This is a genomic window from Cupriavidus sp. CER-90 (assembly GCF_057652055.1).
In genome coordinates, this window is sequence record NZ_JBYGYM010000002.1 from 778022 (window position 1) to 801437 (window position 23416).

General features: G+C 66.1%; 21 protein-coding genes and 1 tRNA gene. 9 read left to right on the forward strand and 13 right to left on the reverse strand.

The annotated features are described in order from the left end of the window. The first annotated feature begins 7 nt into the window (after positions 1-7). Positions 8-577, forward strand: coding sequence for a DUF2946 family protein (locus AC24R4_RS14075; protein ID WP_487523279.1), 570 nt, complete (start codon positions 8-10; stop codon positions 575-577). A 57-nt stretch (positions 578-634) separates the two neighbouring features. Here the strand turns inward: AC24R4_RS14075 and AC24R4_RS14080 are convergent, their stop codons facing one another. Continuing rightward, positions 635-2545, reverse strand: coding sequence for a beta-barrel assembly-enhancing protease (locus AC24R4_RS14080; protein ID WP_487523280.1), 1911 nt, complete (start codon positions 2543-2545; stop codon positions 635-637). A gap of 101 nt (positions 2546-2646) precedes the next feature. Between AC24R4_RS14080 and moaC the strand changes: the two genes are divergently transcribed. The 3 genes from moaC to AC24R4_RS14095 all read left to right on the forward strand — a co-directional run bounded on the left by moaC (position 2647) and on the right by AC24R4_RS14095 (position 4327). Continuing rightward, entirely contained in the window at positions 2647-3123 is a 477-nt protein-coding gene (gene moaC, locus AC24R4_RS14085; protein WP_400397619.1) for a cyclic pyranopterin monophosphate synthase MoaC, read from the forward strand. Between the two features lie 212 nt (positions 3124-3335). Then, entirely contained in the window at positions 3336-3806 is a 471-nt protein-coding gene (locus AC24R4_RS14090; RefSeq protein ID WP_487523281.1) for a hypothetical protein, read from the forward strand. Further along, entirely contained in the window at positions 3803-4327 is a 525-nt protein-coding gene (locus AC24R4_RS14095) for a hypothetical protein (protein ID WP_487523282.1), read from the forward strand. Before AC24R4_RS14090 ends, AC24R4_RS14095 begins: the two co-directional genes overlap by 4 nt. Positions 4328-4335: 8 nt before the next feature. On the opposite strand, the gene AC24R4_RS14100 is transcribed toward AC24R4_RS14095, so the two are convergent. The 9 genes from AC24R4_RS14100 to recA form a co-directional block, all read right to left on the reverse strand. Beyond that, positions 4336-6150 (reverse strand): PglL family O-oligosaccharyltransferase, encoded by a 1815-nt coding sequence (locus AC24R4_RS14100; RefSeq protein ID WP_487523283.1) that lies wholly within the window; start codon positions 6148-6150, stop codon positions 4336-4338. A 143-nt stretch (positions 6151-6293) separates the two neighbouring features. Further along, positions 6294-6779 (reverse strand): pilin, encoded by a 486-nt coding sequence (locus AC24R4_RS14105; RefSeq protein ID WP_487523284.1) that lies wholly within the window; start codon positions 6777-6779, stop codon positions 6294-6296. 277 nt (positions 6780-7056) lie between these two features. Beyond that, positions 7057-7485 (reverse strand): pilin, encoded by a 429-nt coding sequence (locus AC24R4_RS14110; RefSeq protein ID WP_487523956.1) that lies wholly within the window; start codon positions 7483-7485, stop codon positions 7057-7059. A 389-nt stretch (positions 7486-7874) separates the two neighbouring features. Next, on the reverse strand, positions 7875-8570 hold the full coding sequence (locus AC24R4_RS14115) for a TerC family protein (protein ID WP_249640939.1): 696 nt from the start codon (positions 8568-8570) through the stop codon (positions 7875-7877). Positions 8571-8891: 321 nt separating this feature from the next. Next, on the reverse strand, positions 8892-9773 hold the full coding sequence (sucD, locus tag AC24R4_RS14120; protein ID WP_092595242.1) for a succinate--CoA ligase subunit alpha: 882 nt from the start codon (positions 9771-9773) through the stop codon (positions 8892-8894). A 59-nt stretch (positions 9774-9832) separates the two neighbouring features. Further along, complete coding sequence (sucC, locus tag AC24R4_RS14125; RefSeq protein ID WP_092595244.1) at positions 9833-10999, reverse strand: ADP-forming succinate--CoA ligase subunit beta; 1167 nt, start codon at positions 10997-10999, stop codon at positions 9833-9835. A 90-nt stretch (positions 11000-11089) separates the two neighbouring features. Continuing rightward, positions 11090-11761, reverse strand: a complete 672-nt coding sequence (locus tag AC24R4_RS14130) for a DUF2889 domain-containing protein (protein ID WP_400393918.1) — start codon at positions 11759-11761, stop codon at positions 11090-11092. A gap of 403 nt (positions 11762-12164) precedes the next feature. After that, on the reverse strand, positions 12165-12632 hold the full coding sequence (gene recX, locus AC24R4_RS14135) for a recombination regulator RecX (protein WP_400393916.1): 468 nt from the start codon (positions 12630-12632) through the stop codon (positions 12165-12167). Positions 12633-12731: 99 nt separating this feature from the next. Further along, positions 12732-13793: a recombinase RecA gene (gene recA, locus AC24R4_RS14140; protein ID WP_092595250.1), complete on the reverse strand. Its 1062-nt coding sequence runs from the start codon at positions 13791-13793 to the stop codon at positions 12732-12734. Between the two features lie 281 nt (positions 13794-14074). On the opposite strand from recA, the gene AC24R4_RS14145 reads away from it, so the two are divergent. The 5 genes from AC24R4_RS14145 to AC24R4_RS14165 all read left to right on the forward strand — a co-directional run bounded on the left by AC24R4_RS14145 (position 14075) and on the right by AC24R4_RS14165 (position 19016). Further along, positions 14075-14764 (forward strand): response regulator, encoded by a 690-nt coding sequence (locus AC24R4_RS14145; RefSeq protein ID WP_092595252.1) that lies wholly within the window; start codon positions 14075-14077, stop codon positions 14762-14764. 12 nt (positions 14765-14776) lie between these two features. Then, the gene (locus tag AC24R4_RS14150; protein ID WP_092595254.1) at positions 14777-16351 is read left to right on the forward strand and encodes a sensor histidine kinase; all 1575 of its coding nucleotides are present in this window, start codon (positions 14777-14779) and stop codon (positions 16349-16351) included. Beyond that, complete coding sequence (locus tag AC24R4_RS14155) at positions 16348-16728, forward strand: DUF4212 domain-containing protein (protein WP_487523285.1); 381 nt, start codon at positions 16348-16350, stop codon at positions 16726-16728. The genes AC24R4_RS14150 and AC24R4_RS14155 overlap by 4 nt, the downstream gene beginning before the upstream one ends. Before the next feature lie 307 nt (positions 16729-17035). Further along, positions 17036-18727, forward strand: coding sequence for an MFS transporter (locus AC24R4_RS14160; protein ID WP_400395590.1), 1692 nt, complete (start codon positions 17036-17038; stop codon positions 18725-18727). Positions 18728-18939: 212 nt separating this feature from the next. Beyond that, positions 18940-19016 (forward strand) — tRNA-Met (locus AC24R4_RS14165). Positions 19017-19142: 126 nt separating this feature from the next. Here AC24R4_RS14165 and panP read toward each other — a convergent pair. From panP to AC24R4_RS14180, 3 genes are all read right to left on the reverse strand, one after another. Continuing rightward, the gene (panP, locus tag AC24R4_RS14170; protein ID WP_400395591.1) at positions 19143-20738 is read right to left on the reverse strand and encodes a pyridoxal-dependent aspartate 1-decarboxylase PanP; all 1596 of its coding nucleotides are present in this window, start codon (positions 20736-20738) and stop codon (positions 19143-19145) included. A 177-nt stretch (positions 20739-20915) separates the two neighbouring features. Next, positions 20916-22349, reverse strand: coding sequence for an N-acyl-D-amino-acid deacylase family protein (locus AC24R4_RS14175; protein WP_487523286.1), 1434 nt, complete (start codon positions 22347-22349; stop codon positions 20916-20918). Between the two features lie 14 nt (positions 22350-22363). Beyond that, positions 22364-23380 (reverse strand): Bug family tripartite tricarboxylate transporter substrate binding protein, encoded by a 1017-nt coding sequence (locus AC24R4_RS14180; RefSeq protein ID WP_487523287.1) that lies wholly within the window; start codon positions 23378-23380, stop codon positions 22364-22366. Positions 23381-23416: the final 36 nt, after the last annotated feature.

Consider the following 23416-nt stretch of genomic DNA (forward strand, 5'->3'; position numbering starts at 1 on the left):
AGACACCATGGATGAAGTGGTCAAGCAAGCCATGGCGCGCTGGCCGAACGTGCCAAACTGCTTCGGCTGGCTGGCGCTGGACCGGCGCGGCCAATGGCGCATGCGCAACGAGTTCGCGCAACAGCACGGCCTGTCCGGCGACCCGATCCGCCATGAGGCGCTGATCGGCTTTATCGAACGCAACTACACGCACGACGCGCGCGGCGCCTGGTATTTCCAGAACGGCCCGCAGCGCGTGTTCGTGTCGCTGGCGTATGCGCCGTGGATCGCGCGCCTGCACAACGGCGCGCTGGCCACGACCACCGGCCGGGCGTTCACGCCAGCCGCATGCTTTGCCGACGAGCACGGCAACGTCGTGCTGTCCGGCACCGTGGAAGGGGTGGAAGGCGAGCAGGCGGTACTGCTGCACGATCACGATCTGGACGCCTTCAGCACGGCCAGCGACTGGCATGGCGACGCATGCGGCGCGGTACTGGGTGTTTTTCACCACGCCGGGCGCAATCTCGACATCGAGCCGATCGTGGAAGCGGAGGTGCCAAAGCGGTTCGGCTTCGTGCGGACGCCGGCGGCGGAGTAAGCGCAACAAGGCGGAACAGGGCACAACAAGGCGGAGTCAGTCCCCCGCCCCGGAGCGCTAGTTCGGCATGCCCTTGTTGTCCTGCCGGTCTTCCTTGAACTGAAGCTGCAGCTGGTGCAGGCGCGCGTCGACTTCCGACAGGGTATAGAAATCGCCGTCCCCGGCCTTGCGCGCAATCTGCAGCTGTTCGATGGCCGCCTGGTACGAGCCGTCCATCGCGTATTTCTCGGCCAGTGCCTGATGCTGCTGCAGCCGCTTGCCCTGCGCGGCATAGGCGCGCGCCAGCAATTCCCACCATTCCGACCGGCCCGTTTCCTCGCGCGTGCGCGCGCGCAGGAAGGTCACCGCGTCGTTCAGCCGGTTGGTGGCCAGCAGCGTGTCGGCATAGGTCAGCGCGGCCGCGTGCGATAGCGGGAAGGCCTTCAGCGTGGCGGTCGCCTGCGTCAGCGCGTCCTGCTGGCGGCCTTCGCTGCGCGCCAGTTCCACCGCCATCACATCCAGCATCGGCGTACCCGACGTGGCGCCCGGAATCGTTCCGTATAGGCGGCGTGCCTCGGCCAGGGCCTTGTCGGCCTCCACAAAACGGCCCAGCTGCTGGTTGGCGAACGCGATACCGTAATACACGGCCGGCAGCCGGACAGGCGGGGCCTTGGACACCTGGGCCTGGAACGAGGCCAGCAGGTTGCGCAGGTCGTTCGGCGTGGGCGACTGCAACACCGCCGCGCGCACGCGGGCGAATTCATAGTCCGGGGTATTGCCAACCTTGTGCGCGGCCACGTGCCGCACGCGATCCTGCATGTCCGCGATACGCTCGGAAGTCAGCGGGTGGGTACGCACGTAGGCGGGCACGGAATTGTCCGAGATCCCCATCACGCGCTGCAGGCGCTGGAAGAAATCGGGCATGCCCTGCGGGTCGAAGCCGGCGGCTGTCATGATCTGGAAGCCCACGCGATCGGCCTCACGCTCGGCGCCCCGCGAAAACGACAGCTGGTTGGCGATGGCCGCGCCCTGCCCGCCCATGGCAAGGGCCGCCGCCGCGTCGCCGCTCTTGGTGGCGGCCAGGCCGGCCAGCACCATCGACGCCAGCGCAATCCACATCGACTGGTCTTGGCTGGTGATGCCGCGGGCGATATGCCGCTGCATGACGTGGCCGATTTCATGGCCCAGCACCGACGCCAGTTCGGATTCCGTATCGGACTGCACCAGCAGCCCCGTGTGCACGCCGATATAGCCGCCCGGCATGGCGAACGCGTTGATCGACCGGTCACGCACGCCGAACAGTTCGAACCCGGTGGCAAAGGTGCCGGCGCCGTTCGAGCCGGCGATGTTCATGCGCCGCGCGGCCTGCACCAGACGATAGCCGAGCGCGTTCAGGTAGTCGTTCAGCAAGGCATCGGACACATAGTCCGGATCGCGCCGGATGCTGCGCATGATGCGGTCGCCAAGCCGCTTTTCCATGTCCGGCGACAGCGACGCCGTGGACGGATCGCCCAGGTCCGGCAACTGGATGCCGGCGCTTTCCACCACCGTGCTGCCGCTGCGCAGGCCGAATTCCGACTTCTGGCCGGCGCGAACGCTGCGGTTGAGGTTGTCATAGACCTGGTCGCTGACCGCGCCGTTCAGCGTGGGGACCGGCGCCGCGACCGCTGCCGATGGCGTTGCCGTGGTCGGGGACGCGGACACCCCCGGTGTTGCCGTGGCCAGCCGGGCATTGGCGGCCGCCGCGGCACTGGTCCGCCCCGGCTGCGCCGTCGTCGCGCCAGGGGCCGTCGTGGATGTGCCCTGCGGCCATGCCGGGGCCGCCATGGTCAGCACGAGCGCGGCCGCGACGGCGCGCGTCAGATGTGACGCACGGACGGCAGGCACGGTGGGCGCCGGGGCGCGGGCACTCGACCGGACGGGCAGGCGGCGAGGCCATGATGTCTTGGGCATGTTGCTATGATAGCGGCCTCTGCAAGCCGTTCCCATCGGGCCGGCCCCGGCGCGGGCCACCGTTGTGTTGCGCCACGTACCGGCCCGGTGCGATCAGGCTGCCCGCCCACCTTTCCGCTTATCTTCCTTCGCCGCCCATGAGTCAGCTCACCCACTTCGACACCGCCGGCCAGGCCCACATGGTCGACGTCGGCAACAAGACCAGCACCCATCGCGTGGCCGTGGCCACCGGCACGATCACGATGCTGCCCGAAACCTTCGCGCTGGTCCGCGACGGCACCGCCAAAAAGGGCGACGTGCTCGGCATTGCGCGCGTGGCGGCCATCATGGCCACCAAGCGTACGGCCGACCTGATCCCGCTGTGCCACCCCATCGGCCTGACCCGCGTGGCCGTCGATTTCGCGCTCGACGAGCCGAGCGCCACCATCGCCTGCGTGGTGCGCACCGAGACACACGGCCAGACCGGCGTGGAAATGGAAGCCCTGACCGGCGTGCAGGTGGCGCTACTCACCATCTACGACATGTGCAAGGCCGTGGACCGCGGCATGGTGATGGGCAACGTCAAGTTGCTGGAAAAGCACGGCGGGAAGTCGGGGGACTGGGTGGCGGCATAAGTCGGCGGTGTCGCGCCCTGGTGGCGCACCCTTGCCGCTGCGTTCGCTGTCTTCGTCCCGCCCGTAATAAAGGTAACGCCACATTTCCGGATGCCCCGAAATGCCCCTGCCTGCGGCAAATTGATATTCAATGCAAGACATGGCGGTTGCCGCCAGTCGTCCGGGCGCCAGCTTCGGACGTTAAGCACAGGCAGGAACTCGAGGTACACATCATGAACGGGCGCAAGCTCTGCCAGATCGTTCTGGCATTGGCCGCGATGGGCGCGGCGGGGTACAGCACCACATCGCTGGCCCATGGGTATTACCGTGGCGGCCACGGGCATGGACGCGTGGGCGTAGGGGTCTACGTGGGACCGGGCTGGGGATGGGGGCCGGGATGGGGCCCCGGCTGGTATCCGTATGGACCGTATTACGCACCGGGCTACTACCCTGGTTACTATCCTGCGCCTGCCGTCGTGGCGGCGCCTCCGGCGGAACCGCCGCAATACATCGAACAGGGCAGCGACGGCAATCCCACCATCACCGATGGGTCGTCGCCCAACGCCTGGTGGTATCACTGCGCCCGGCCCGAAGGCTACTTTCCGTACGTGAAGGAATGCCCGGGTGGCTGGCAGCGCGAGCAGCCCCATGCGCCGTCGTCCGCTGCCCCTATCCCTGCCCCTGCTCCTGGAGCCACCTCATGAGATTGCGTTCGCTGAGTCTGCTGATGGCCGCGTCGCTGGGCCTCGGTGCCTGCGCGGTGATGCCGTCGGGTCCGAGCGTGATGGCGCTGCCGGGCACCAACAAGACGTTCGACCAGTTCCGTGGCGACGACTACAACTGCCGGCAGTTCGCTTTCGGGCAGGTGGGCAGCACCACGCCGCAGCAGAACGCCAACACGGCCGCCGTGGGCAGCGCCGTGGTGGGCACGGCGCTGGGCGCGGCGGCAGGTGCGGCGTTTGGTGGCGGCGAGGGCGCTGCCGTGGGTGCCGGTGTCGGCTTGCTGACCGGCTCCGCAGTCGGGGCCGGCAATTCGTACAACGCCGGATACGGCTCGCAGCGGGCCTATGACGCCGCCTATGTCCAGTGCATGTACGCCAGCGGCAATCGCGTGCCGGTCTATGGACAGATGGTGACGGCACAGCCGCCGGCGCGCGCCGCGATGCCGCCGTCCAACTACCAGCCGTACTATCCGCCCCCGCCTCCGCCGGGCTACGTACGCTGATTCCTGCCTTAGTTGTCCTGCGTCGCCCGGTGCTGACCGCGCTGGGCGCGCAGGTGGACCCACGCGCAGAATTCGCGCGGCCGGCGATCGGCGCCCAGTGCATCGCAGTCGCGCGACAGCACGCCAAACTGTGCCGCCTCATCCCCCTGATAGTAATAGCGCAGGCGCTCCATCCAGAGGCGCGCCCGGTCCTGCTCGCCAGTCAGCGCAAGCAGCCACGCACTGCGGCGGATCAGGTTGGGCGTGGGCAGCAGGTGTAGCGCGTCGATATGGGCCGGCAGCAAGCCGGCTGCGCTATCGGGCGTGATGGCCGCCTGCTCGGCGACGTCAGAGGCCGCATGCTGACGGAACCAGACACGGGGCATTGGCAAGGCATCGCGATGCGCTTCACTCGCGTATTCGCGCGCCTCGACACGCTTGTAGTCCTGCCACAGCGTGGCAAGCGCCACCGCCGACACCGCCACGAATGCCAGGCTCGCCAGCATCGCGCCGGCCCGAGGCCATGGGCGGCCAAAGCCCGACGGCTCCAGCCAGGCCAGCAGAAAGCAGAACGGCAGGAAGAAGTACAGATAGTGCAGCGGATACTCAAGCATCGAGTGCGCCACGAGCATGGCCAGCCAGACCAGCACCGGCACCGCCATGCTTCGCTCGGCCTGGGTGCCGCGCCAGACGCGGTCGCGGATCACGCGCCAGAACCAGGCCCCCAGCACCACGACGACGCCCACCGTGCCGACCGCGCCCGTCTTGGCCAGCAGGTCGAGCATCGCATTGTGTGCATGCAGCGACATTTCCGCGACGACCTGCACTTGCGAGGCCACCTGGAACTGCGCCCAGCCGAATTCGCCATAGCCGACGCCGAGCCACGGATGCGCGTGAAACATCGCCAGCGCCTGGGACCACAGCGCGCCACGATAAGAGATCTGATTGCCCGACTGCAACTGCGACACGGTATCGAACAGCCGCCAGTCGAACGCCTGCCCCGCCATCTTGATGGCCGGCTGCAGCGCCACGATGCCCACGACCAGCAGCACGGCAGCGGCGACCAGACCGGGCGCCCGGTGCATCGGGCTGGCGCCGCGCGGCGTACCGCGCGCCATGGCGGCTGCCAGCAACGCGTAGACCGCGGTCAGCCCGACATGTACCAGACCGGTCCGCGACCCGGACAGCACGATGCCGCTTTCCAGCAGCACCGTCGCCACCAGCCACGACGGAAACTGCAGCCAGCTGCGCGTCGCCAGCCAGATGGCGGCGGCCAGCGCCAGCCCGTTGAGCGTCGCCTGATGATTCGGCTGGTTCAGGTTGCCCCAGAGCCGGCGATTGGTGTCATAGAAATATTCCGAGACGAGCCCGAACGCCTGGTCCTCCAGATGGAACACCTGTATCCACTGCGCCAGCGTGCCAAGCAGCCCGGCCACCAGAAAGGCGATGGCCAGCGCATCGACGATACTGGCCCGGCGATCCACCGACGACGCCTGCCCCATGCGCCAGGCGCCCAGCATCACGGCCGTGCCCAGCCCCAGGACCAGCTGCGTGGTCAGACGGCTGCCGGAGACATCGGCCATGCCCGAGGCCGCCTGCAGCACCGTGGTCGCGATCAGCCAGAGCGGGAACGCCGCCACCCACGGAAACGCCTTGCGTGGCCGCGAGCCCGACACATCGACGCGCACCAGGGCCAGCACGGCCACTAGCGCCACGCCGAGCAGCGCCGCCGTCCATTCGCCAAAGAACGTCGCCAGCGGCAGCGTGTGCCGCGACACCAGAAACGGAAGGGTAAAGGCGACGACAATCGCCGTCGCGGGAAGCGTGGCTCGGTGCAGCGGCATGCGCGCAGGGGCTCAAGGGGGCAAAGGCGCCATGATAGCGTGGCGGCCTGCGCCGATGGGGCAGAACCACTCAGACACCCATGCTGCGGGACGAAGGTCCGATTGGGAACGTTCGACCCGCGATGCCGACGATGGCGTCCAGATCAGGCCTTCTTGGCTTCCGTCGTGCATGCTTGCGGCAGGAAACGCTGCGCGATCTTGTCTGCCGAGCATACCCACTTGATGGAACCTTTGTCGGCATTGTCCATCGTCAGCGTCATGGCCTTGCCTTTCAGTTCCTTGGAAACCCCGTCCTGCCGGAACGTGGCGATGATGGTGCAGTTGCCGCGGTCATTGGCCGTCCCGCCAACATTCACGCGCTCCACGTACTTGCCATTGATATCGGCTGCAGCCGGAATGCCATTGGACATCGCGTTTGCGTTGTTCGGGCAAGTCCCGGTTTGCGAGAACGTTTCCGTGACCGACGCCTTCTGCCCCGACGCCAGCGTCAGCCCTTCCGATACCTGCGCCCGTGCGATGTAGTCCTGGTACTGCGGAATGGCAATCGCCGCCAGAATGCCGATGATTGCGACCACGATCATCAGTTCGATGAGCGTGAAGCCGGCCTGGCGACCATGTTGGTAGTGCATGTTGACCCCCTTCTGAAGAAGTTGTTGGAATGGCATTGCGCCGACAGCCGCCAGGGCCATCGGCACGGCAATCTTCGGGGGAGTGGCGGCGCCTACGGATTGATACAGGGCAAAGCGCCAGGCAATGTCGCAATTGCGGACAGGTGCGATAAACACGTTACGTATTGCCACGGTCAGCCTTTTCCCGGAGGCGGCTCGGACCACTCCGAGCCGCCTCCGGGGCTGGCACCGCTAGCCGCCGCGTGCGCGGCATGTCCGCCAGATGCTTATCCAGCTGTCACTGCGAGAGCTGCGTGCACGCTTGCGGCAGGTACTTCTTGTCGGCCGACGATTCGCACTTCCACGTCACCGAGCCCTTGTCCGCGTTGCCCATGGTCAGCGTCACGTACTTGCCAGTCAGGCCTTTGGCGATTCCACTATCCTTGAAATTCGCCCTGATCGTGCAGCCGCCCGCTTCGGTCGCGGTGCCGCCGACCTGCACGCTGTCGATGTAGCTACCGGAAATGGACGTTGAAACGGGAATGCCACTGGCTGCGCCGCTGGTGTTGTCGGGACAGCTGCCCGTGTTGGAAAACGCCTCGGTCACCGGCGCCTTCTGCCCCGATGCCAGATTGACCCCTTCGGAGAACTGCGAGCGCGCCACGTAGTCCTGGTACTGCGGAACCGCGATACCGGCCAGGATGCCGATGATGGCCACCACGATCATCAGTTCGATCAGCGTGAAACCTTGTTGCAATGCGGGCGCGGCATGGCCCCTGGTGCGGCGCGCGCCGCGATGGATGGCGTTGAGTGTGCGTTGCATATTGACCCTTTCGTTTTTCGTCGTCGAACCGACGTGTTGGATTGGAAGTTCAGCCACGTGCCGCGTGCCCGAAGGCCTGTGGCGCGTGACCGGGGTCATGATCGGAAGAACGCTGGCGAGGCACCAATGACCTCGGACAATTCCTACAGAAATGTGGGAATTGTTTGGAAATCCGCAGGAGTCCGTGGCGCGGATGCTGCAATTTGGGTGTTGTAAAAACAAAACGGGCGACCCGCATGGGGTCGCCCGTTTCAGGCTCGCGATACGACTTTCTGTACTGCCCGATGCAATCGTCAGGCGGTCTGTGCGCTTCTGCGGCGCATCAGCTTGCCGATCAGCACGACCAGCACGGCGCCGATCACGCCGAACACCAGGTGCGCATGCGGCACGTGCACCTGGAACCATTCGGCATCCACCGGATCGCTGACCAGCATTTCGCCAGCCAGGTAGCCCAGCAGCGCGGCGCCGAGCACGATGATGATCGGGAAACGCTCCATCACCTTCAGCAGCAGCGTGCTGCCGAAGACAATCAGCGGAATCGACAGGCCAAGGCCGATGATCAGCAGCATCAGCTGGCTGCCCTCGGGGCCCTTCTGCGCGGCGGCGGCCACGGCCACCACGTTGTCCAGCGACATGACCAGGTCGGCGATCAGGATCGTGCGGATCGCGGCCCAGATGTTGTCCTTGGCGTCATGACCTTCTTCGTCGTCATCGCCAGTCAGCAGTTGCACGCCGATGTAGACCAGCAGGACGGCGCCCACGATCTTCAGGTACGGCAGGCTCAGCAGCTTGACGGCTGCCACGGTCAGCACCACGCGCATGATGATGGCGGCGGCGCTACCCCAGAAAATGGCCTTCTTCTGCTGGGCGGGGGGCAGGTTGCGCGATGCGAGCGCGATCACGACGGCGTTATCGCCCGACAGGACGATATTGGTCAGGATGATCGACCCCAGCGCAATCCAGAACGTGCTGCTGGACAACAATTCCACGGCTAGACTCCTCGAAATTCCAAAGTTATGTTCCGTGCCCGCGGAAGCGGCCGGATGCGGCCAACTGCGGACTTTCGGATGTCTGAATTACCAGACATGAAGATTTATCGTACGAACCTTTCGATTCGGTTTCAACCGGGGTGGTTCATGTCTCCGGATATACCCTAGGACATTGCCACGCCAGAACGACATTGCCCCCGCCACAAGGACGGGGGCAATGAATCGCGGTGCGCGAGGCGTCATGTCGACTCCCGCGCCCCGCAGGTACGGCATGCCGTGCGATGTGCCGGACAGGGCACCGGCACGGCATTGGCTGGCTGCTTACAGCATTGCCTTCAGCAGACGGCCCATTTCCGACGGGTTCTTGGTGACCTTGATACCGCAGGCTTCCATGATTTCCAGCTTGGCCTGGGCCGTATCGGCACCGCCCGAGATCAGCGCGCCGGCGTGGCCCATGCGCTTGCCCGGAGGCGCGGTCACGCCAGCGATGAAGCCAACCACCGGCTTCTTCATGTTTTCCTTGATCCAGTAAGCCGCGTTGGCTTCGTCCGGACCACCGATCTCACCAATCATGACCACGGCGTCCGTATCCGGATCGTCGTTGAACATCTTCATCACGTCGATGTGCTTCAGGCCGTTGATGGGGTCGCCACCAATGCCCACGGCCGACGACTGGCCCAGGCCCAGCGCGGTCAGCTGGCCCACGGCTTCGTACGTCAGCGTGCCCGAGCGCGACACCACGCCGATGCGGCCCTTCTTGTGGATGTGACCCGGCATGATGCCGATCTTGATCTCGTCCGGCGTGATCAGGCCCGGGCAGTTCGGTCCCAGCAGCAGCGTCTTCTTGTTCTGCTTGCGCATCTTGTCCTTGACTTCCATCATGTCGCGGACGGGGATGCCTTCGGTAATGCAGACCACCAGGTCCAGGTCGGCGTCAACGGCTTCCCAGATGGCGGCAGCTGCGCCTGCGGGCGGCACGTAGATCACCGACACGGTCGCGCCGGTCTGTGCCTTGGCGTCCTTCACGCTGGCGTAGATAGGAATGCCTTCGAAGTCTTCGCCGGCCTTCTTCGGGTTCACGCCGGCAACGAACGCGTTCTTGCCGTTGGCATAGTCGCGGCAGCCACGGGTGTGGAACTGGCCGGTCTTGCCGGTGATGCCCTGGGTGATGACCTTGGTGTCCTTGTTGATCAGAATGCTCATTTGCTAGTCCTTTTAGTCGCCCCCGCCCGGCTGCGGCCAGGCGGCAACGAAAGTTGTCCTTACTTGCCAGCGACAGCGGCCACGACCTTCTGGGCGGCTTCTTCCATCGTGTCGGCCGAAATGATCGGCAGACCCGACTCAGCCAGCATCTTGCGGCCCAGCTCTTCGTTCGTGCCCTTCATGCGGACGACCAGCGGCACGCCCAGCTGCACGGCCTTCGACGCGGTGATCACGCCTTCGGCGATCACGTCGCAGCGCATGATGCCGCCGAAGATGTTGACCAGGATGGCCTGCACGTTCGGGTTCTTCAGCATCAGCTTGAAGGCTTCGGTCACTTTCTCGGTCGTGGCGCCGCCGCCAACGTCCAGGAAGTTGGCCGGCTCGCCGCCGAACAGCTTGATGGTGTCCATCGTGGCCATGGCCAGACCGGCGCCGTTCACCAGGCAGCCGATGTTGCCGTCCAGCGAGATGTAGGCCAGGTCGAACTTCGAGGCTTCGATTTCGTTGGCGTCTTCCTCGTCCAGATCACGGTACGCGACGATTTCCGGGTGACGGAACAGTGCGTTCGAGTCGAAGTTGAACTTCGCGTCCAGGGCGATGACCTTGCCGTCGCCGGTCAGGATCAGCGGGTTGATTTCGGCCAGCGAAGCGTCGGTTTCCCAGAACGCCTTGTACAGGCCTTGCAGTGCCTGGCGAGCCTGGGCAATGCTGGCGTCGGGCACGCCGATCTTGCGGGCGATGTCGTCGGCGTCAGCGTCCTTCAGGCCTTCGGCCGGATCGACGATCAGCGTGTGGATCTTTTCCGGGGTGTGGGCAGCGACTTCCTCGATGTCCATGCCGCCTTCGCTCGATGCCATCAGGGCCACCTTCTGCGACACGCGGTCCACCACCAGCGACACGTACAGTTCCTTCTTGATGTCGGCGCCTTCTTCGATCAGCAGGCGGTTGACCTTCTTGCCTTCCGGGCCGGTCTGGTGCGTCACCAGCGTCATGCCGAGGATGTTGCTGGCGTAGGTCTTCACCTCGTCGATGCTCTTGGCCACCTTCACGCCGCCGCCCTTGCCGCGGCCGCCTGCGTGGATCTGTGCCTTGACAACCCACACCGGGCCGCCGAGCTGTTCAGCCGCCTTCAGGGCCTCTTCGACCGAGAAAGCCGGGATGCCGCGCGGAACCGGCACATTGTATTTGCGCAGGATTTCCTTGCCTTGATACTCATGGATATTCATGCGTGTTTCCTTTCGGGTAGGCGTAAAGGGATTGGAAAAATAGTTGGAGACGAAGGGCTTGCGCCTGTTTCCTTGGGCCGACCGTGACGGTCAGCCCGACGTACCGTTGGGCCGGTGGGCCAGGGTGTCTTCGCCACCTGATGCGGGGGCATCGGCGCGTGACGCGGTCTGGGGGGACGACGCCGCAGCGCCGGCTTTCGGTTTCGGCTGGTGACCATACCAGCGCGGGTAAAACTGGCGAACCACCTCGCCCTCGAAATGGAGCGCGTGGCATCCATGGAGCTGCATCGGCGGTTCGGGATTGGGGTCGTCGGCGCCGTCGCGAATCTTGAACACATCGCCCGCGAAGGCCTGGATGGCGGCGGTCGGCAGCACGCCGGCCAGTTCGGTGAGATGGGTGCAGCCGGCGACATGGCCCAGCCGGTCGCGCACGGCCTTGCGGAACCCCTTGGTCAGGTTCAGGCCGATCAACTGCCGGTAGGCCGGGCCGATCGTGTCGCAATGCGTCGGATAAGGCACCCAGTCCGAACACGCCTCGGCGTCCACGATATTCAGGCGCAGATCGACCGTCACGCGCAGCCACAGGTCGTGCAACGGCTGGCCTTCCGGGCGGATGCGGTTGCCGGCCAGCTCGATATCGCGCGGCTTCGTGTCGGTCAGGCGCGCCTCGATGTCCCACAGGCCGTCATCCCGCAAATACGCTTCGGCCGTGATGGCACGGCGATGACGCAAGGCACGGTTGACGGGCGGGGAAAGCGGCATGACTGCGGGGCTGAAGCGGCAGGCTGAACGTGGCGGAATTCGGAGGCAGTACTTGCGCGGGGTTCGCTACGGCAAACTTCGCGGCTTCTCTTCCGTCCGGACGGCCCGGCGCATGCCGGACGGCCGTCTGGGCCGGATAACCCATGGAGTTTAACATGCCGCGCTGCTTTGACCGGGAACATCCTGCGCGACAGTCTGTCTGGCCCCGATTGTTGCAACGACAATGGCGGCAAACCGGCCTCACACCTGGGTTTCCGGCCGCCGACACGGCCCACCGCTGCGTTGCATCAGTGGTACGACAACTTGCTTGACGGCCGCGCGAATACCCCTTATGCGTACGCAGGTATGCAGATGGCCACCCGGCGTAGGGTCCCGCCGTGGCTCGCCGTTGGTACTCGTGCTGCTACTCGCCCTCGTACCCGTCCTCGGCGCCCCGGATGATCTTGCCGATCACGCTCCGCGAGAATCCCCGGGCCATCATGAACCGGATCTGCTTGGCCCGCGCTTCGGGTGAATCAGGCGGCACACCAAATCGCTTGCGCCACACTTCGGCGGCCCGTTCCAACTCGGTATCGCGCAGCCGGTCCTGGAGTTCCCGCAGCTGGTCGTTGCCAAGCTGGTGGGTCTTCGCCTCCTGCATCACGCGCGCCGCGCCATACCGGCTGGCGCGCCGGTGGACCAGGCTATCGACGAATCGATCATTCGACAGCCAGTTTTCGCGCTCCAGCGCATCGAGCAAGGCCTCCACTTCTTCGGCCGATTCGGCATGGGGCGCCAGCTTGCGCGCCAGTTCGACGCGACTGTGCTCGCGGCGCGAGAGATAGCCAACGGCGCGGGCCTTGAGGGAAAGCGGGGGACGGGTTCCGGCCATCAGGAATCAGGAGAGCGTTGGGGGGCAAGGAGAGGGACGAAAAACAAAAAAGCCGCCGCACTGTCATGCGACGGCTTTCGTTGCCGGCAGGCGTCAACCTCAGTCTTCGATCTCGGCCGGCGCGCCCAGCGCGGTGTTCGTCGGGGCCACACCCAGCGCCGCACGCACCTTGTTTTCGATCTCGGCGGCGATGTCCGGATTCTCGCGCAGGTATTCACGCGCGTTGTCCTTGCCCTGGCCGATCTTGTCGCCGTTGTAGCTGTACCACGCGCCCGACTTTTCGACGATCTTGGCGTCCACGCCCAGGTCGATGATCTCGCCCTGGCGCGAGATCCCCTGGCCGTAGAGGATGTCGAAGAACGCCTCGCGGAACGGCGGCGAAACCTTGTTCTTGACCACCTTGACCTTGGTCTCGTTGCCGACCACTTCGTCGCCCTTCTTGATCGAGCCGATACGACGGATGTCCAGACGCACCGAGGCGTAGAACTTCAGCGCGTTACCGCCGGTCGTGGTTTCAGGCGACCCAAACATCACACCGATCTTCATGCGGATCTGGTTGATGAAGATCACCAGGCAGTTGGTGCGCTTGATGGTGCCGGTCAGCTTGCGCAGCGCCTGGCTCATCAGGCGGGCCTGCAGACCCGGCAGCGAATCGCCCATCTCGCCTTCGATTTCGGCCTTCGGCACCAGCGCGGCCACCGAGTCGATCACGATCAGGTCGATCGAGCCCGAGCGCACCAGCGCGTCGGTGATTTCCAGAGCCTGTTCGCCGGTGTCGGGCTGGGAGATGAGCAGGTTGCCCACGTCCACGCCCAGCTTGCCGGCGTACTGCACGTCCAGCGCGTGTTCCGCGTCGATGAACGCGCAGGTGCCGCCCAGCTTCTGCATTTCGGCGACGACCTGCAGCGTCAGCGTGGTCTTGCCCGACGATTCCGGACCATAGATCTCGACCACGCGGCCGCGCGGCAGGCCGCCGACGCCCAGCGCGATGTCCAGGCCCAGCGACCCGGTGGACACCACCTGGATATCCTGTTCGACGTCGCCATCGCCCAGGCGCATGATCGAGCCCTTGCCGAACTGCTTTTCGATCTGGGAGAGCGCGGCGGCAAGCGCCTTCTGCTTCTCAGCACTTACGCCGGCGCCGGCCTTCTTGTCGTCCATGGTCGTCCTTCAGTCAATGGGTGGTCAATTGGTGTATAAATAGGCCGCATGCGGCGTGGCGCCTGCTTTTTAAGCCTTTTCCGATGGATTTCGGGCGGCTTTCGAAGGCTTTTGGCGCCTGGACTCGCCAGTCCCGGCCCTGCGCAGTCCCTTCCGGGACGACTCGCGCGGAATGTCGGGTACTGTATAAAAAAACAGTATGCTTGGCAAGCCCCACCGGCACCGCAAACCGGCGGCCGGCGATGCCGGCGCAAAAAAGGTGACAAGGGTGGAGACAAACCATGCGGATTCTGATCGCCGAAGATGACGACGTGCTGGCAGACGGCCTGACACGGTCGTTGCGCCATTCCGGCTATGCCGTCGATCACGTCGCCAATGGCGTGGAAGCCGACTCGGCCCTTTCCACGCAGAGTTTCGACCTGCTGATCCTGGACCTTGGCCTGCCCCGCATGCCCGGGCTGGAAGTGCTCAAGCGGCTGCGTGCGCGCGGCGCGATGCTGCCGGTGATGATCCTGACTGCGGCCGACGGCGTGGACGAGCGCGTCAAGGGGCTGGACCTGGGCGCCGACGACTACATGGCCAAGCCCTTTGCGCTGTCCGAGCTCGAGGCACGCGTGCGTGCGCTGGTGCGGCGCGGCGCCGGCGGGGGCGCCACGCTGATGCGCCACGGCCCGCTGGCCTTCGACCAGGTCGGCCGCATCGCCTTCCTGAACGACCAGATGCTGGACCTGTCGGCGCGCGAGATCGGCCTGCTCGAAATCCTGCTCACGCGCAGCGGCCGGCTGGTGTCGAAGGAACAGCTCGTCGACCACCTGTGCGAATGGGGCGAGGAAGTCAGCAACAACGCCATCGAAGTCTACGTGCACCGCCTGCGCAAGAAAATCGAGGTGGGCGGCATCCGCATTGCCACCGTGCGCGGCCTGGGCTACTGCCTGGAGAAATTCCAGCCGGCCATGGCCACCCACGGCTGACGCAAACCGCCCATGAGCCTGCTGCGCCTGCCCTGGCGACGCCATCCCGCCGCAGGCGCCGCCCCGCTGCCCGAGGCCGCGCGCCCCACGCTGGCCGACGCCGCCGCAGAGGATTCGGCGCTGGCGGACGCCCTGCCCCATCTCGAGGAAACCTCGGCCCATCCCGCCCCGCGATCGCTGTTCGGCGAGATCCTGGACTGGATGCTGGCGCCGCTGCTGCTGCTCTGGCCGATGAGCATCGCGGTCACCTACCTGGTGGCCAAGTCGATCGCCAATGGGCCGTTCGACCGGGCGCTGGAGGCCAGCGCCATCGTGCTGTCGCAGCAGGTGCGCGAGGTAAACGGTCGCGTGACGCTGCAGCTGCCGCTGTCGGCGCGCGAGATCCTGCGCGCCGACGAGACCGACAACATCTATTACCAGGTGGTGGGCAAGCGCGGCGAGTACGTGGCCGGCGACCACGACCTGCCGCTGCCGTCCGAAGAGGAACAGGGCCATGCCGGACTGGTGTCGATGCGCGACGACCGCGTGGCCGGTAACGATGTGCGCGTGGCTTATACCTATGTCGATCTGAAAAACGTCGGCGGCAACCAGCCGGTGCTGGTGCAGGTGGCCGAGACACTGGACAAGCGTGCCCGGCTGGCCAACGAGATCATCAAGGGCGTGATCCTGCCGCAGTTCGTGATCCTGCCGCTGGCCGTGGTGCTGGTGTGGTTCGGGCTCACGCGCGGGCTGGCGCCGCTGACGGCCATCCAGCAGCGCATCCGCTCGCGCAACCCTGGCGATACGAGCCCGATCGACGAACGCGCGGCGCCGCAGGAAATCACGCCGCTGGTGGCATCGTTCAACGACCTGCTGGCCCAGCTGGACCAGTCCGTGCAGACACAGAAGCGTTTCATTGCCGATGCCGCGCACCAGATGAAGACCCCGCTGGCGGGCCTGCGCATGCAGGCCGAACTGGCGCAGCGCGAGCAGTCGCCCGAGGAACTGCGGCGGTCGCTGGCGCAGATCGCCGGCAGTTCGGAGCGCACGGCGCACCTGGTGACGCAGCTGCTGTCGCTGGCGCGCATGGAAAACCTGGCCGGCGCCGGCGGCATGGCGCCGCTGGACCTTGCCGCACTGGCTCGCGACGTGGTCAAGGACTGGCTGCCGCAGGCATGGGCGCGCAACATCGACCTGGGGCTGGAAGCCGACGATCACCCCGTCATGATCACCGGCAACCGCCTGATGCTGACCGAAATGCTCAACAACCTCGTGGACAACGCCATCCGCTACACGCCGGCCGGCGGCCATGCCACCGTGCGCGTGGCCAGCGACGCCTTCGAGCCGTTCGCGTACCTGGACGTGGAAGACACCGGGCCGGGCATCGCGCCTGCCGAGCGCGAACGGGTGATGGAACGCTTCTACCGGGTGCTGGGCACCAACACCGAGGGCAGCGGGCTGGGGCTGGCCATCGTGCGCGAGATCGTGCAGCAGCATGGCGGCGAAGTCGCCATCGACGACAACGTGTACCAGGCATCCCCGCGGCTGGCCGGCGCGCGCCTGCGCATCACGCTGCGCCGGCTCGCCCCCGACGAGAATCCGGCATGAGCAGGAAAACGCCCCGCGACCGGATGACGCCGCTCGAACGGCGCGCCTGGCACCACAACGTGCGATGGATCGTGGGGCTGCTGGCGGCCTGGTTCCTGATCACGTTCGGCGTGAGCTGGTTCGCGCGCGAACTGCGCTTCGACTTCATGGGCTGGCCCTTTTCGTTCTGGATGGCCGCGCAGGGATCGCTGATTCTTTACGTGCTGATGGCCGCGCTGTACGCCTGGCGCATGAATCGCGCCGACGACGAGATGCACGCCCGCGAGCACGAACTGGCCCGCACGGACACCGGCATCGACGCCGGCACCGACGCCCATCCGGCGCCCCCCGCCGAACCTGACGCCGCCGGCGGCAAACCCCGCCACGCCTCCTTCTAAGGGTTTCCTCTCGGGCCGCGCCCTTTGCTGCGGCGCAAGACGGCGCCGCGGCGCGGCAGCGGGCGCCCGGCGCCCGGAATGCCTCGCAATGCAGCACGCGCCGGGCCGCGCATCGGCCCGGTTTGCCTAGCGTATACCCCGACCGATTCCCCCCGGTTTGCCCCCGATCTGTCAGAACTCAGTAAGTTTCGCCTCCCACAATCGTTCCAACCTTGGCGCAATGGGCCGGTACGTGCACACGTACCCGGGCCTGACGGCGGGGACCTGAAGATTTTCGACGGAAGAACGGAAACGGAGGAGACAACACATGGCAAACGCGCAAAACGTGGGGACCGTACCTGCGGCCCACAATGCGCCGATGACGAAGGAAGAGAAAAAGGTCATTCTGGCCTCTTCCCTCGGCACGGTATTCGAGTGGTACGACTTTTACCTGTACGGTTCGCTGGCGGCGGTCATCGCCAAGCAGTTCTTCGCCGGCCTGGACCCGACGTCGGCATTCATCTTCGCGCTGCTGGCCTTTGCCGCGGGCTTCATCGTGCGGCCGTTCGGGGCACTGGTGTTCGGCCGCCTCGGCGACATGATCGGCCGCAAGTACACCTTCCTGGTGACCATCCTGATCATGGGCCTGTCGACGTTCATCGTCGGTCTGCTGCCCGGATACGCCACCATCGGCTGGGCCGCCCCGATCATCCTGATCGCATTGCGCATGCTGCAGGGCCTGGCGCTGGGCGGCGAATACGGCGGCGCGGCCACCTATGTGGCCGAACACGCGCCGCACGGCAAGCGCGGCGCCTACACGGCATGGATCCAGACCACGGCCACGCTGGGCCTGTTCCTGTCGCTGATCGTGATCCTGCTGGTCCGCGAAGCCACCGGCCCGAACTTCGACGTCTGGGGCTGGCGTATCCCGTTCCTGGTCTCGATCCTGCTGCTGGCCATGTCGGTGTACATCCGCCTGTCGATGAGCGAGTCGCCGGCCTTCCAGAAGATGAAGGCCGAGGGCAAGACGTCGAAGGCACCGCTGACCGAAGCCTTCGGCCAATGGCGCAACCTGAAGATCGTGATCCTGGCACTGGTGGGCCTGACCGCCGGCCAGGCCGTGGTCTGGTACACGGGCCAGTTCTACTCGCTGTTCTTCCTGACCCAGGTGCTGAAGGTCGACGCCAAGACGGCCAACCTGCTGATCGCCGGCGCGCTGGTGATCGGCACGCCGTTCTTCATCTTCTTCGGCTCGCTGTCGGACAAGATCGGCCGCAAGTGGATCATCATGCTGGGCTGCGCCCTGGCCGTGCTGACCTACTTCCCGCTGTTCAAGGCGATGACCCACTACGCCAACCCGGCGCTGGAGCGTGCCCAGCAGTCGGCCCAGATCGTGGTGACGGCCGACCCGGCCACCTGCTCGTTCCAGGGCAGCCCGATCGCCCGCGAGATCGACTTCCGCAGCTCGTGCGACATCGTCAAGCGGACGCTGGCCCAGGCATCGGCCAGCTACGAGGTGGTGAACGCCCCGGCCGGTACCGTGGCGTCGGTCAAGATCGGTGACAAGGAGATCAAGGCCTTCGACGCCACCGTGGGCAACGGCACGTTCGACGACGCCAGCAAGAAGCAGATCGCCGATTTCAAGAAGGCGGTCAGCGGCGAGATGACGGCGCACGGCTACCCGACCAAGGCCGACCCGGCCCAGATGAACACGATCATGGTCCTGGTGATCCTGGTCATCCTGGTCATCTACGTCACGATGGTGTACGGCCCGATCGCGGCCATGCTGGTGGAAATGTTCCCGACCCGCATCCGCTATTCGTCGATGTCGCTGCCGTATCACATCGGCAACGGCTGGTTCGGCGGCCTGCTGCCGACCATCTCGTTCGCGCTGGTGGCCCAGAACGGCAATATCTACTACGGCCTCTGGTACCCGATCATCATCGCCGCCATGACCTTCGTGCTGGGCGCGCTATTCGTCCGCGAGACCAAGGACGTGGACATCTACGCCAACGACTGAACGGCCCCACGACAACGACGCGGCAATCCAGGCATTCGCCGGAGGGATACAACCGGTAACCCTCGCTCAGGATGGCTGGCCCACCGGCCAGCCGCTCCTTCCAGGCAGACCCTCGGGTCTGCCATTTTTTTGGGCGACCGCCGAAGCTTGCAGAAAATTGTCACAAAGGTGTTGACAGGCCGAAAACCGAAGGTATAATTTCGATCTTCGTTGGCGAATTAGCTCAGTCGGTTAGAGCGACGGAATCATAATCCGCAGGTCCGGGGTTCGAATCCCTGATTCGCCACCATCTATTTGAAAAGCCGCAATCTCTCATGGGATTGCGGCTTTTTGCTTTGGGGCTGCAACGGCCCGCCGCCGGGCCCGGGCCATCGCAACGTATCCGGGCCAGCCGTAGCGGCGGTTGCCCCGAGGATCAGACCAGCGCCATCAACGGCGCCAGCATCGGGCTCTGCGCGGCCAGCGTGCGCTGTTCGGCCAGTACGCCGCGCAGGATGTCGTGCGTCGTATCGGGGTTGGCCAGCACCACGCGGAATACCGCGATGGCCCTGCCGCCCCATTGCGACGATGTCAGCTGCGTGCGCGACACGAACGACCGCCCGGCGTCGCGCTGCATCTCCTGAATGCTGATGGTCAGCGCGTCCAGCGCCTGCTGGATCTGCTCGCGCGTCTGCGCCGGGGTTGACGCCGACAGCAGCGCCGCGCGCACGGCCTGGGGCACGTAGCGGTAGGTCAGGATGCAAAGCTGTGGCCGGCTGTCGAGTTCGAAATCGGGCTGCTGCGCGATCAATCCGGCAAAGAACTTCGCGTTGTCGATGCCGGTGTCGATCAGCCTGGCCAGGCCCTTGCGTCCCAGCAGGTGCAGGTTGGCATAGAGCATCACGGCCGCCGCACCGCGCGAGCCTTCCAGCGTATGGCGACCCAGGTCGACTGAACCCTTGCGCACGATGTAGTTCGCGTGCTGGATGATCTCCTGCGTCCAGGCCGGATCGCGGAACAGCACCATGCCGGCGCCCATCGGCACGTAGAACTGCTTGTGCGCGTCGATCACCACGGAATCGGCCCGTTCGATGCCGGCAAAACGCCCGCGTTCGCGCTCGGACAGCAAGGTGGCGCCGCCCCAGGCGGCATCGACGTGGAAGTGGCAGCCAGCTTCCTGCGCCACGTCGGCCATCGCGTCCAGCGGATCCACGGCGCCGGTCTCGGTCGATCCGGCGATGCCGACAAGGGCCATCGTGCGGACATTGCGCGCCTTCAGGTCCGCGAGCGTTTCGCGGAGCTTGTCGATCCGCATGCGGCCATCGCCATCGACCGCCACCGGCACCAGGTTGTCGCGGCCGATCCCCAGCACGTCGGCGGCCTTGCGCAGCGAATAGTGGCCACGCTCGGACACCACGATCGCCAACCCATCGTAGCCGTAGTGGCGCAGCGCCGCCATCAGGCCCGCACTGTGGATGCCCGGGAAGCCGTCGCGTGCGCGCAGCACGTTGTTGCGGCTGGCCCAGAGCGCCGCCAGGTTGGCCGTGGTGCCGCCCGCGCAGAACGCGCCAAGCGAATGCTCGGGGTTGTGCAGCCACTGCGCGTAGAAGCCGCCATCGCGCGCGAAGACCAGCTTGTGCAGCATGCCGATGACCTGGCGTTCCAGACCGGTGAGCGCGCCGGAGGTTTCCAGCTTCACGACGTTCTGGTTCAGCGCCGCCACGATCTTGGCCAGCGACGGCATGAACGACGGCAGCGACGACGTCATATGGCCGATGAAGCGCGGCGACGCCACCGGCATCACGTGGCGGAACACATCGTGCAACAGATGGTCGGCGTGCACCTGCGGCGCGGTCGGATCTTCGGGCAGGTCTACCGAGGAAAACTGCGCCTCGCGCGTGGCGCACGCGCCAACCGGATCGAAATCCTGGCTGGCGAAAAAGTCGGCGGGATGCTCGGCGATGCGTCGCTCGAGATCTTCGAACGCGCCCCGGTCCGCGTCGAACCAGTGCAGCGGACAGTCGTCGTCCAATTGGCGTTCGTGCGAGTTGTCTGACGTCTCCGTCTTCGGCGCGTTCATTTGCAAAAGCCCAGTCAATACCGTGCCGCCCCGGATGCGGCGCGGTGTGGCTGGGATTATGCCGGATAAGGGCCCGCCAGGGCCGGGCCAGACCGTACAGGGAACCGGCCAATGCCCACCCCGCGGGCGTCAGCGCGCCGCGCGCCGCAGGCTGCGGCCCGGCCGCGCGCCGGTCGCCGCCCCGTGCTCCCACACGGCCTGCCCGTTCACGAACACGTGCGCGATGCCGGCCGACGGCTGCTGTGGGTCGAGGTAGCTGGCCACATCCTTGACGGTCTTCGGATCGAACACGGTGACGTCGGCCGCATAGCCCTCCCGGATCTCGCCGCGTCCTGCCAGCCCGAAGGCGTGCGCGGTCATGCCGGTCATCTTGTGGACCGTCTGCTCCAGCGTCAGCAGGCCGAGATCGCGGCTGTAGTGGCCCAGCAGGCGCGTGAAGGTGCCCCACAGGCGTGGATGCGGGTAGTCGTCGGACGGAATCCCGTCGGACCCGATCATCGTGTCGGGATACGCCAGCACGCGCTGGACATCGCCTTCATCCATGAAGAAATACATGCCCATGCCGGGCATCACGCGGTCCAGCGCCTCGGCGCGCGAGCACTGCCATTCCTGCGCCAGGTCGGACAGCTTGCGGCCGGCGCTCCTGGGCTCGGACTGCGAATAGGTAATCAGGATCTCGTCGCTGATGGCCAGCCGTTCGCGGCGCAGCAGCGACGACGAGGCCGTGTACGGGTAGCAGTCCAGGCAGATCTTCTGCGCACGGCCCAGTTCGCCGATGCGTGCCAGCGTTTCGCGGGTGCGGCCGAAGTTGGGCTTGCCGATGACCTTGTGGTGCGAGATCACAAGCTTGACGTCGATGGCCCGCGCAATCCGGGCCGACTCCTCGATGGCCTCGATCACGCCGTCGCCCTCGGTGCGCATGTGCGTGGCATACACGCCGCCGAACCGCTTCAGGTCGCGCCCCACGCCGATGATCTCCTCGGCCGGCGCGGACGCCGCCGGCGGGTAGAAGGTGCCCGTGGACAGGCCGATCGCCCCCTGCTCCAGCGCGGCGTTGGCCGCCTGGCGCATGGCTTCGACCTCGGCGCCCGTGGCAGGCCGGTCGAGATCGGCCTGATGCACCGCGCGCAACGCCGTATGGCCCACCAGCGATGCCACGTTGACGGCGGCCGGCGTGGCGTCGAGCGCGTCGAGATACTGGCCGAACTCGGCAAATCGCCATGGAGGATCGACCGTGCGCAGCGGCAGCGGCGGGTCGCCGCCGCTCTGCCTGTATGGCGCCAGGCTGATGCCGCAGTTGCCGTTCACGACAGTCGTCACGCCCTGCGAGATCTTCGGCGCCATGCCCGGCGACTCCAGAACGGCGCGGTCGTCGTGCGCGTGACTGTCGATAAAGCCCGGCGCCACGACCATGCCGGCCGCGTCGATCTCGCGGACGGCGCGCTGGCCCGTGGCATCGCCAATGAACACGATACGGCCACCCTCGATGGCCACGTCGGCACGGTAGCGCGCCGCGCCGGTGCCGTCGATCACGTCGCCGCCGCGCAGTATCACATCGAACATGCTGGTCTCCCCTCTCAGTCGAGCTTGATATCGGTCTTGCGGATCAGGTCGCCCCATTTGCGGCTTTCCTTGCCGATCATCTGGGCGAAGGCCTCGGGCGAGCCGCCCACCACCACCGATCCGTTCTGTTCGGCTTCCTTGCGCGTCGCCGGCAGCTGCAGGTAGGCATTGATCTCGCGGTTCAGCCGCTCCACCACGGGCCGGGGCGTGCCGGCGGGCGCCACGATGCCACCCCAGGCATTGACCTCGAAGCCGGGCAGGCCGGATTCCTCCATCGTCGGCACATTGGGCAGCACCGGCAGCCGCGCCTTGCTGGTCACCGCGATGGCGCGGAGCTTGTTGCCCTGCACGGCGGCGATGATGGACGGCACGTTGTCGAACATGAAGTCGACCTGGCCGCTGATGACGTCGATCTGTGCCTGCGGCGCGCCACGGTATGGAATATGGCGAAACGCGATGTGCGCCTGGTCCTTGAGCATTTCGCCGCTCAGATGGCTGGTGGTGCCGTTGCCGCCCGAGCCCATCGTCAGCCGGCCCGGATTCTTGCGCGCGTAGTCGATCAGTTCCCTCAGATTTCGCACCGGCAGGCCGGGGCTCACGGCCAGGATGTTCGGGACGGTCGTGGTCGCGCAGACCGGCGCCAGGTCCTTGTCCGGGTCATAGCCGGGGCGCGCCAGCAGGCTGCGGTTGATCGCCATCGTCACGATATTGCCGAAGCCGATGGTGTAGCCGTCCGGCCGGCTGCGCACCAGCGTCTGCATGGCGATGCTGCCTGCCGCGCCGGGCCGGTTGTCCACCACCACCGATGTGCCGAGCTTGTCGCCCAGGTACTGCGCCAGCTTGCGGCTCGACTGGTCGGGCGTGCTGCCCGCCGCCGCCGGCACGATCAGCGTGAGCGGCTTGCCGGCCGGCCATTCCGCGGCCTGGGCGGTGCCGGCGGCACATGGGCCCAGCAGCCCGGCCATCATCCCCGTGATCACGGCACCGGTTTTAAGAATTTCAATGGCTTTGCGTCTCTGGGGTATCGTCATCGGTAACCTCGCGGCAAGCGTGCAATCTCAATGGGA

Excerpts from the sequence above, each read along its gene's own strand:
- AC24R4_RS14160 (WP_400395590.1), top strand. The coding sequence starts at position 17,036 with ATGGCAAACGCGCAAAACGTGGGGACCGTACCTGCGGCCCACAATGCG.
- AC24R4_RS14150 (WP_092595254.1), top strand. The coding sequence starts at position 14,777 with ATGAGCCTGCTGCGCCTGCCCTGGCGACGCCATCCCGCCGCAGGCGCC.
- AC24R4_RS14095 (WP_487523282.1), top strand. The coding sequence starts at position 3,803 with ATGAGATTGCGTTCGCTGAGTCTGCTGATGGCCGCGTCGCTGGGCCTC.
- AC24R4_RS14155 (WP_487523285.1), top strand. The coding sequence starts at position 16,348 with ATGAGCAGGAAAACGCCCCGCGACCGGATGACGCCGCTCGAACGGCGC.
- sucC (WP_092595244.1), bottom strand. The coding sequence starts at position 10,999 with ATGAATATCCATGAGTATCAAGGCAAGGAAATCCTGCGCAAATACAAT.
- AC24R4_RS14100 (WP_487523283.1), bottom strand. The coding sequence starts at position 6,150 with ATGCCGCTGCACCGAGCCACGCTTCCCGCGACGGCGATTGTCGTCGCC.
- AC24R4_RS14090 (WP_487523281.1), top strand. The coding sequence starts at position 3,336 with ATGAACGGGCGCAAGCTCTGCCAGATCGTTCTGGCATTGGCCGCGATG.
- AC24R4_RS14110 (WP_487523956.1), bottom strand. The coding sequence starts at position 7,485 with ATGATCGTGGTGGCCATCATCGGCATCCTGGCCGGTATCGCGGTTCCG.
- AC24R4_RS14130 (WP_400393918.1), bottom strand. The coding sequence starts at position 11,761 with ATGCCGCTTTCCCCGCCCGTCAACCGTGCCTTGCGTCATCGCCGTGCC.
- recA (WP_092595250.1), bottom strand. The coding sequence starts at position 13,793 with ATGGACGACAAGAAGGCCGGCGCCGGCGTAAGTGCTGAGAAGCAGAAG.
- AC24R4_RS14080 (WP_487523280.1), bottom strand. The coding sequence starts at position 2,545 with ATGGGAACGGCTTGCAGAGGCCGCTATCATAGCAACATGCCCAAGACA.
- AC24R4_RS14180 (WP_487523287.1), bottom strand. The coding sequence starts at position 23,380 with ATGACGATACCCCAGAGACGCAAAGCCATTGAAATTCTTAAAACCGGT.
- sucD (WP_092595242.1), bottom strand. The coding sequence starts at position 9,773 with ATGAGCATTCTGATCAACAAGGACACCAAGGTCATCACCCAGGGCATC.
- AC24R4_RS14145 (WP_092595252.1), top strand. The coding sequence starts at position 14,075 with ATGCGGATTCTGATCGCCGAAGATGACGACGTGCTGGCAGACGGCCTG.
- AC24R4_RS14105 (WP_487523284.1), bottom strand. The coding sequence starts at position 6,779 with ATGCACTACCAACATGGTCGCCAGGCCGGCTTCACGCTCATCGAACTG.
- AC24R4_RS14175 (WP_487523286.1), bottom strand. The coding sequence starts at position 22,349 with ATGTTCGATGTGATACTGCGCGGCGGCGACGTGATCGACGGCACCGGC.
- moaC (WP_400397619.1), top strand. The coding sequence starts at position 2,647 with ATGAGTCAGCTCACCCACTTCGACACCGCCGGCCAGGCCCACATGGTC.
- recX (WP_400393916.1), bottom strand. The coding sequence starts at position 12,632 with ATGGCCGGAACCCGTCCCCCGCTTTCCCTCAAGGCCCGCGCCGTTGGC.
- AC24R4_RS14075 (WP_487523279.1), top strand. The coding sequence starts at position 8 with ATGGATGAAGTGGTCAAGCAAGCCATGGCGCGCTGGCCGAACGTGCCA.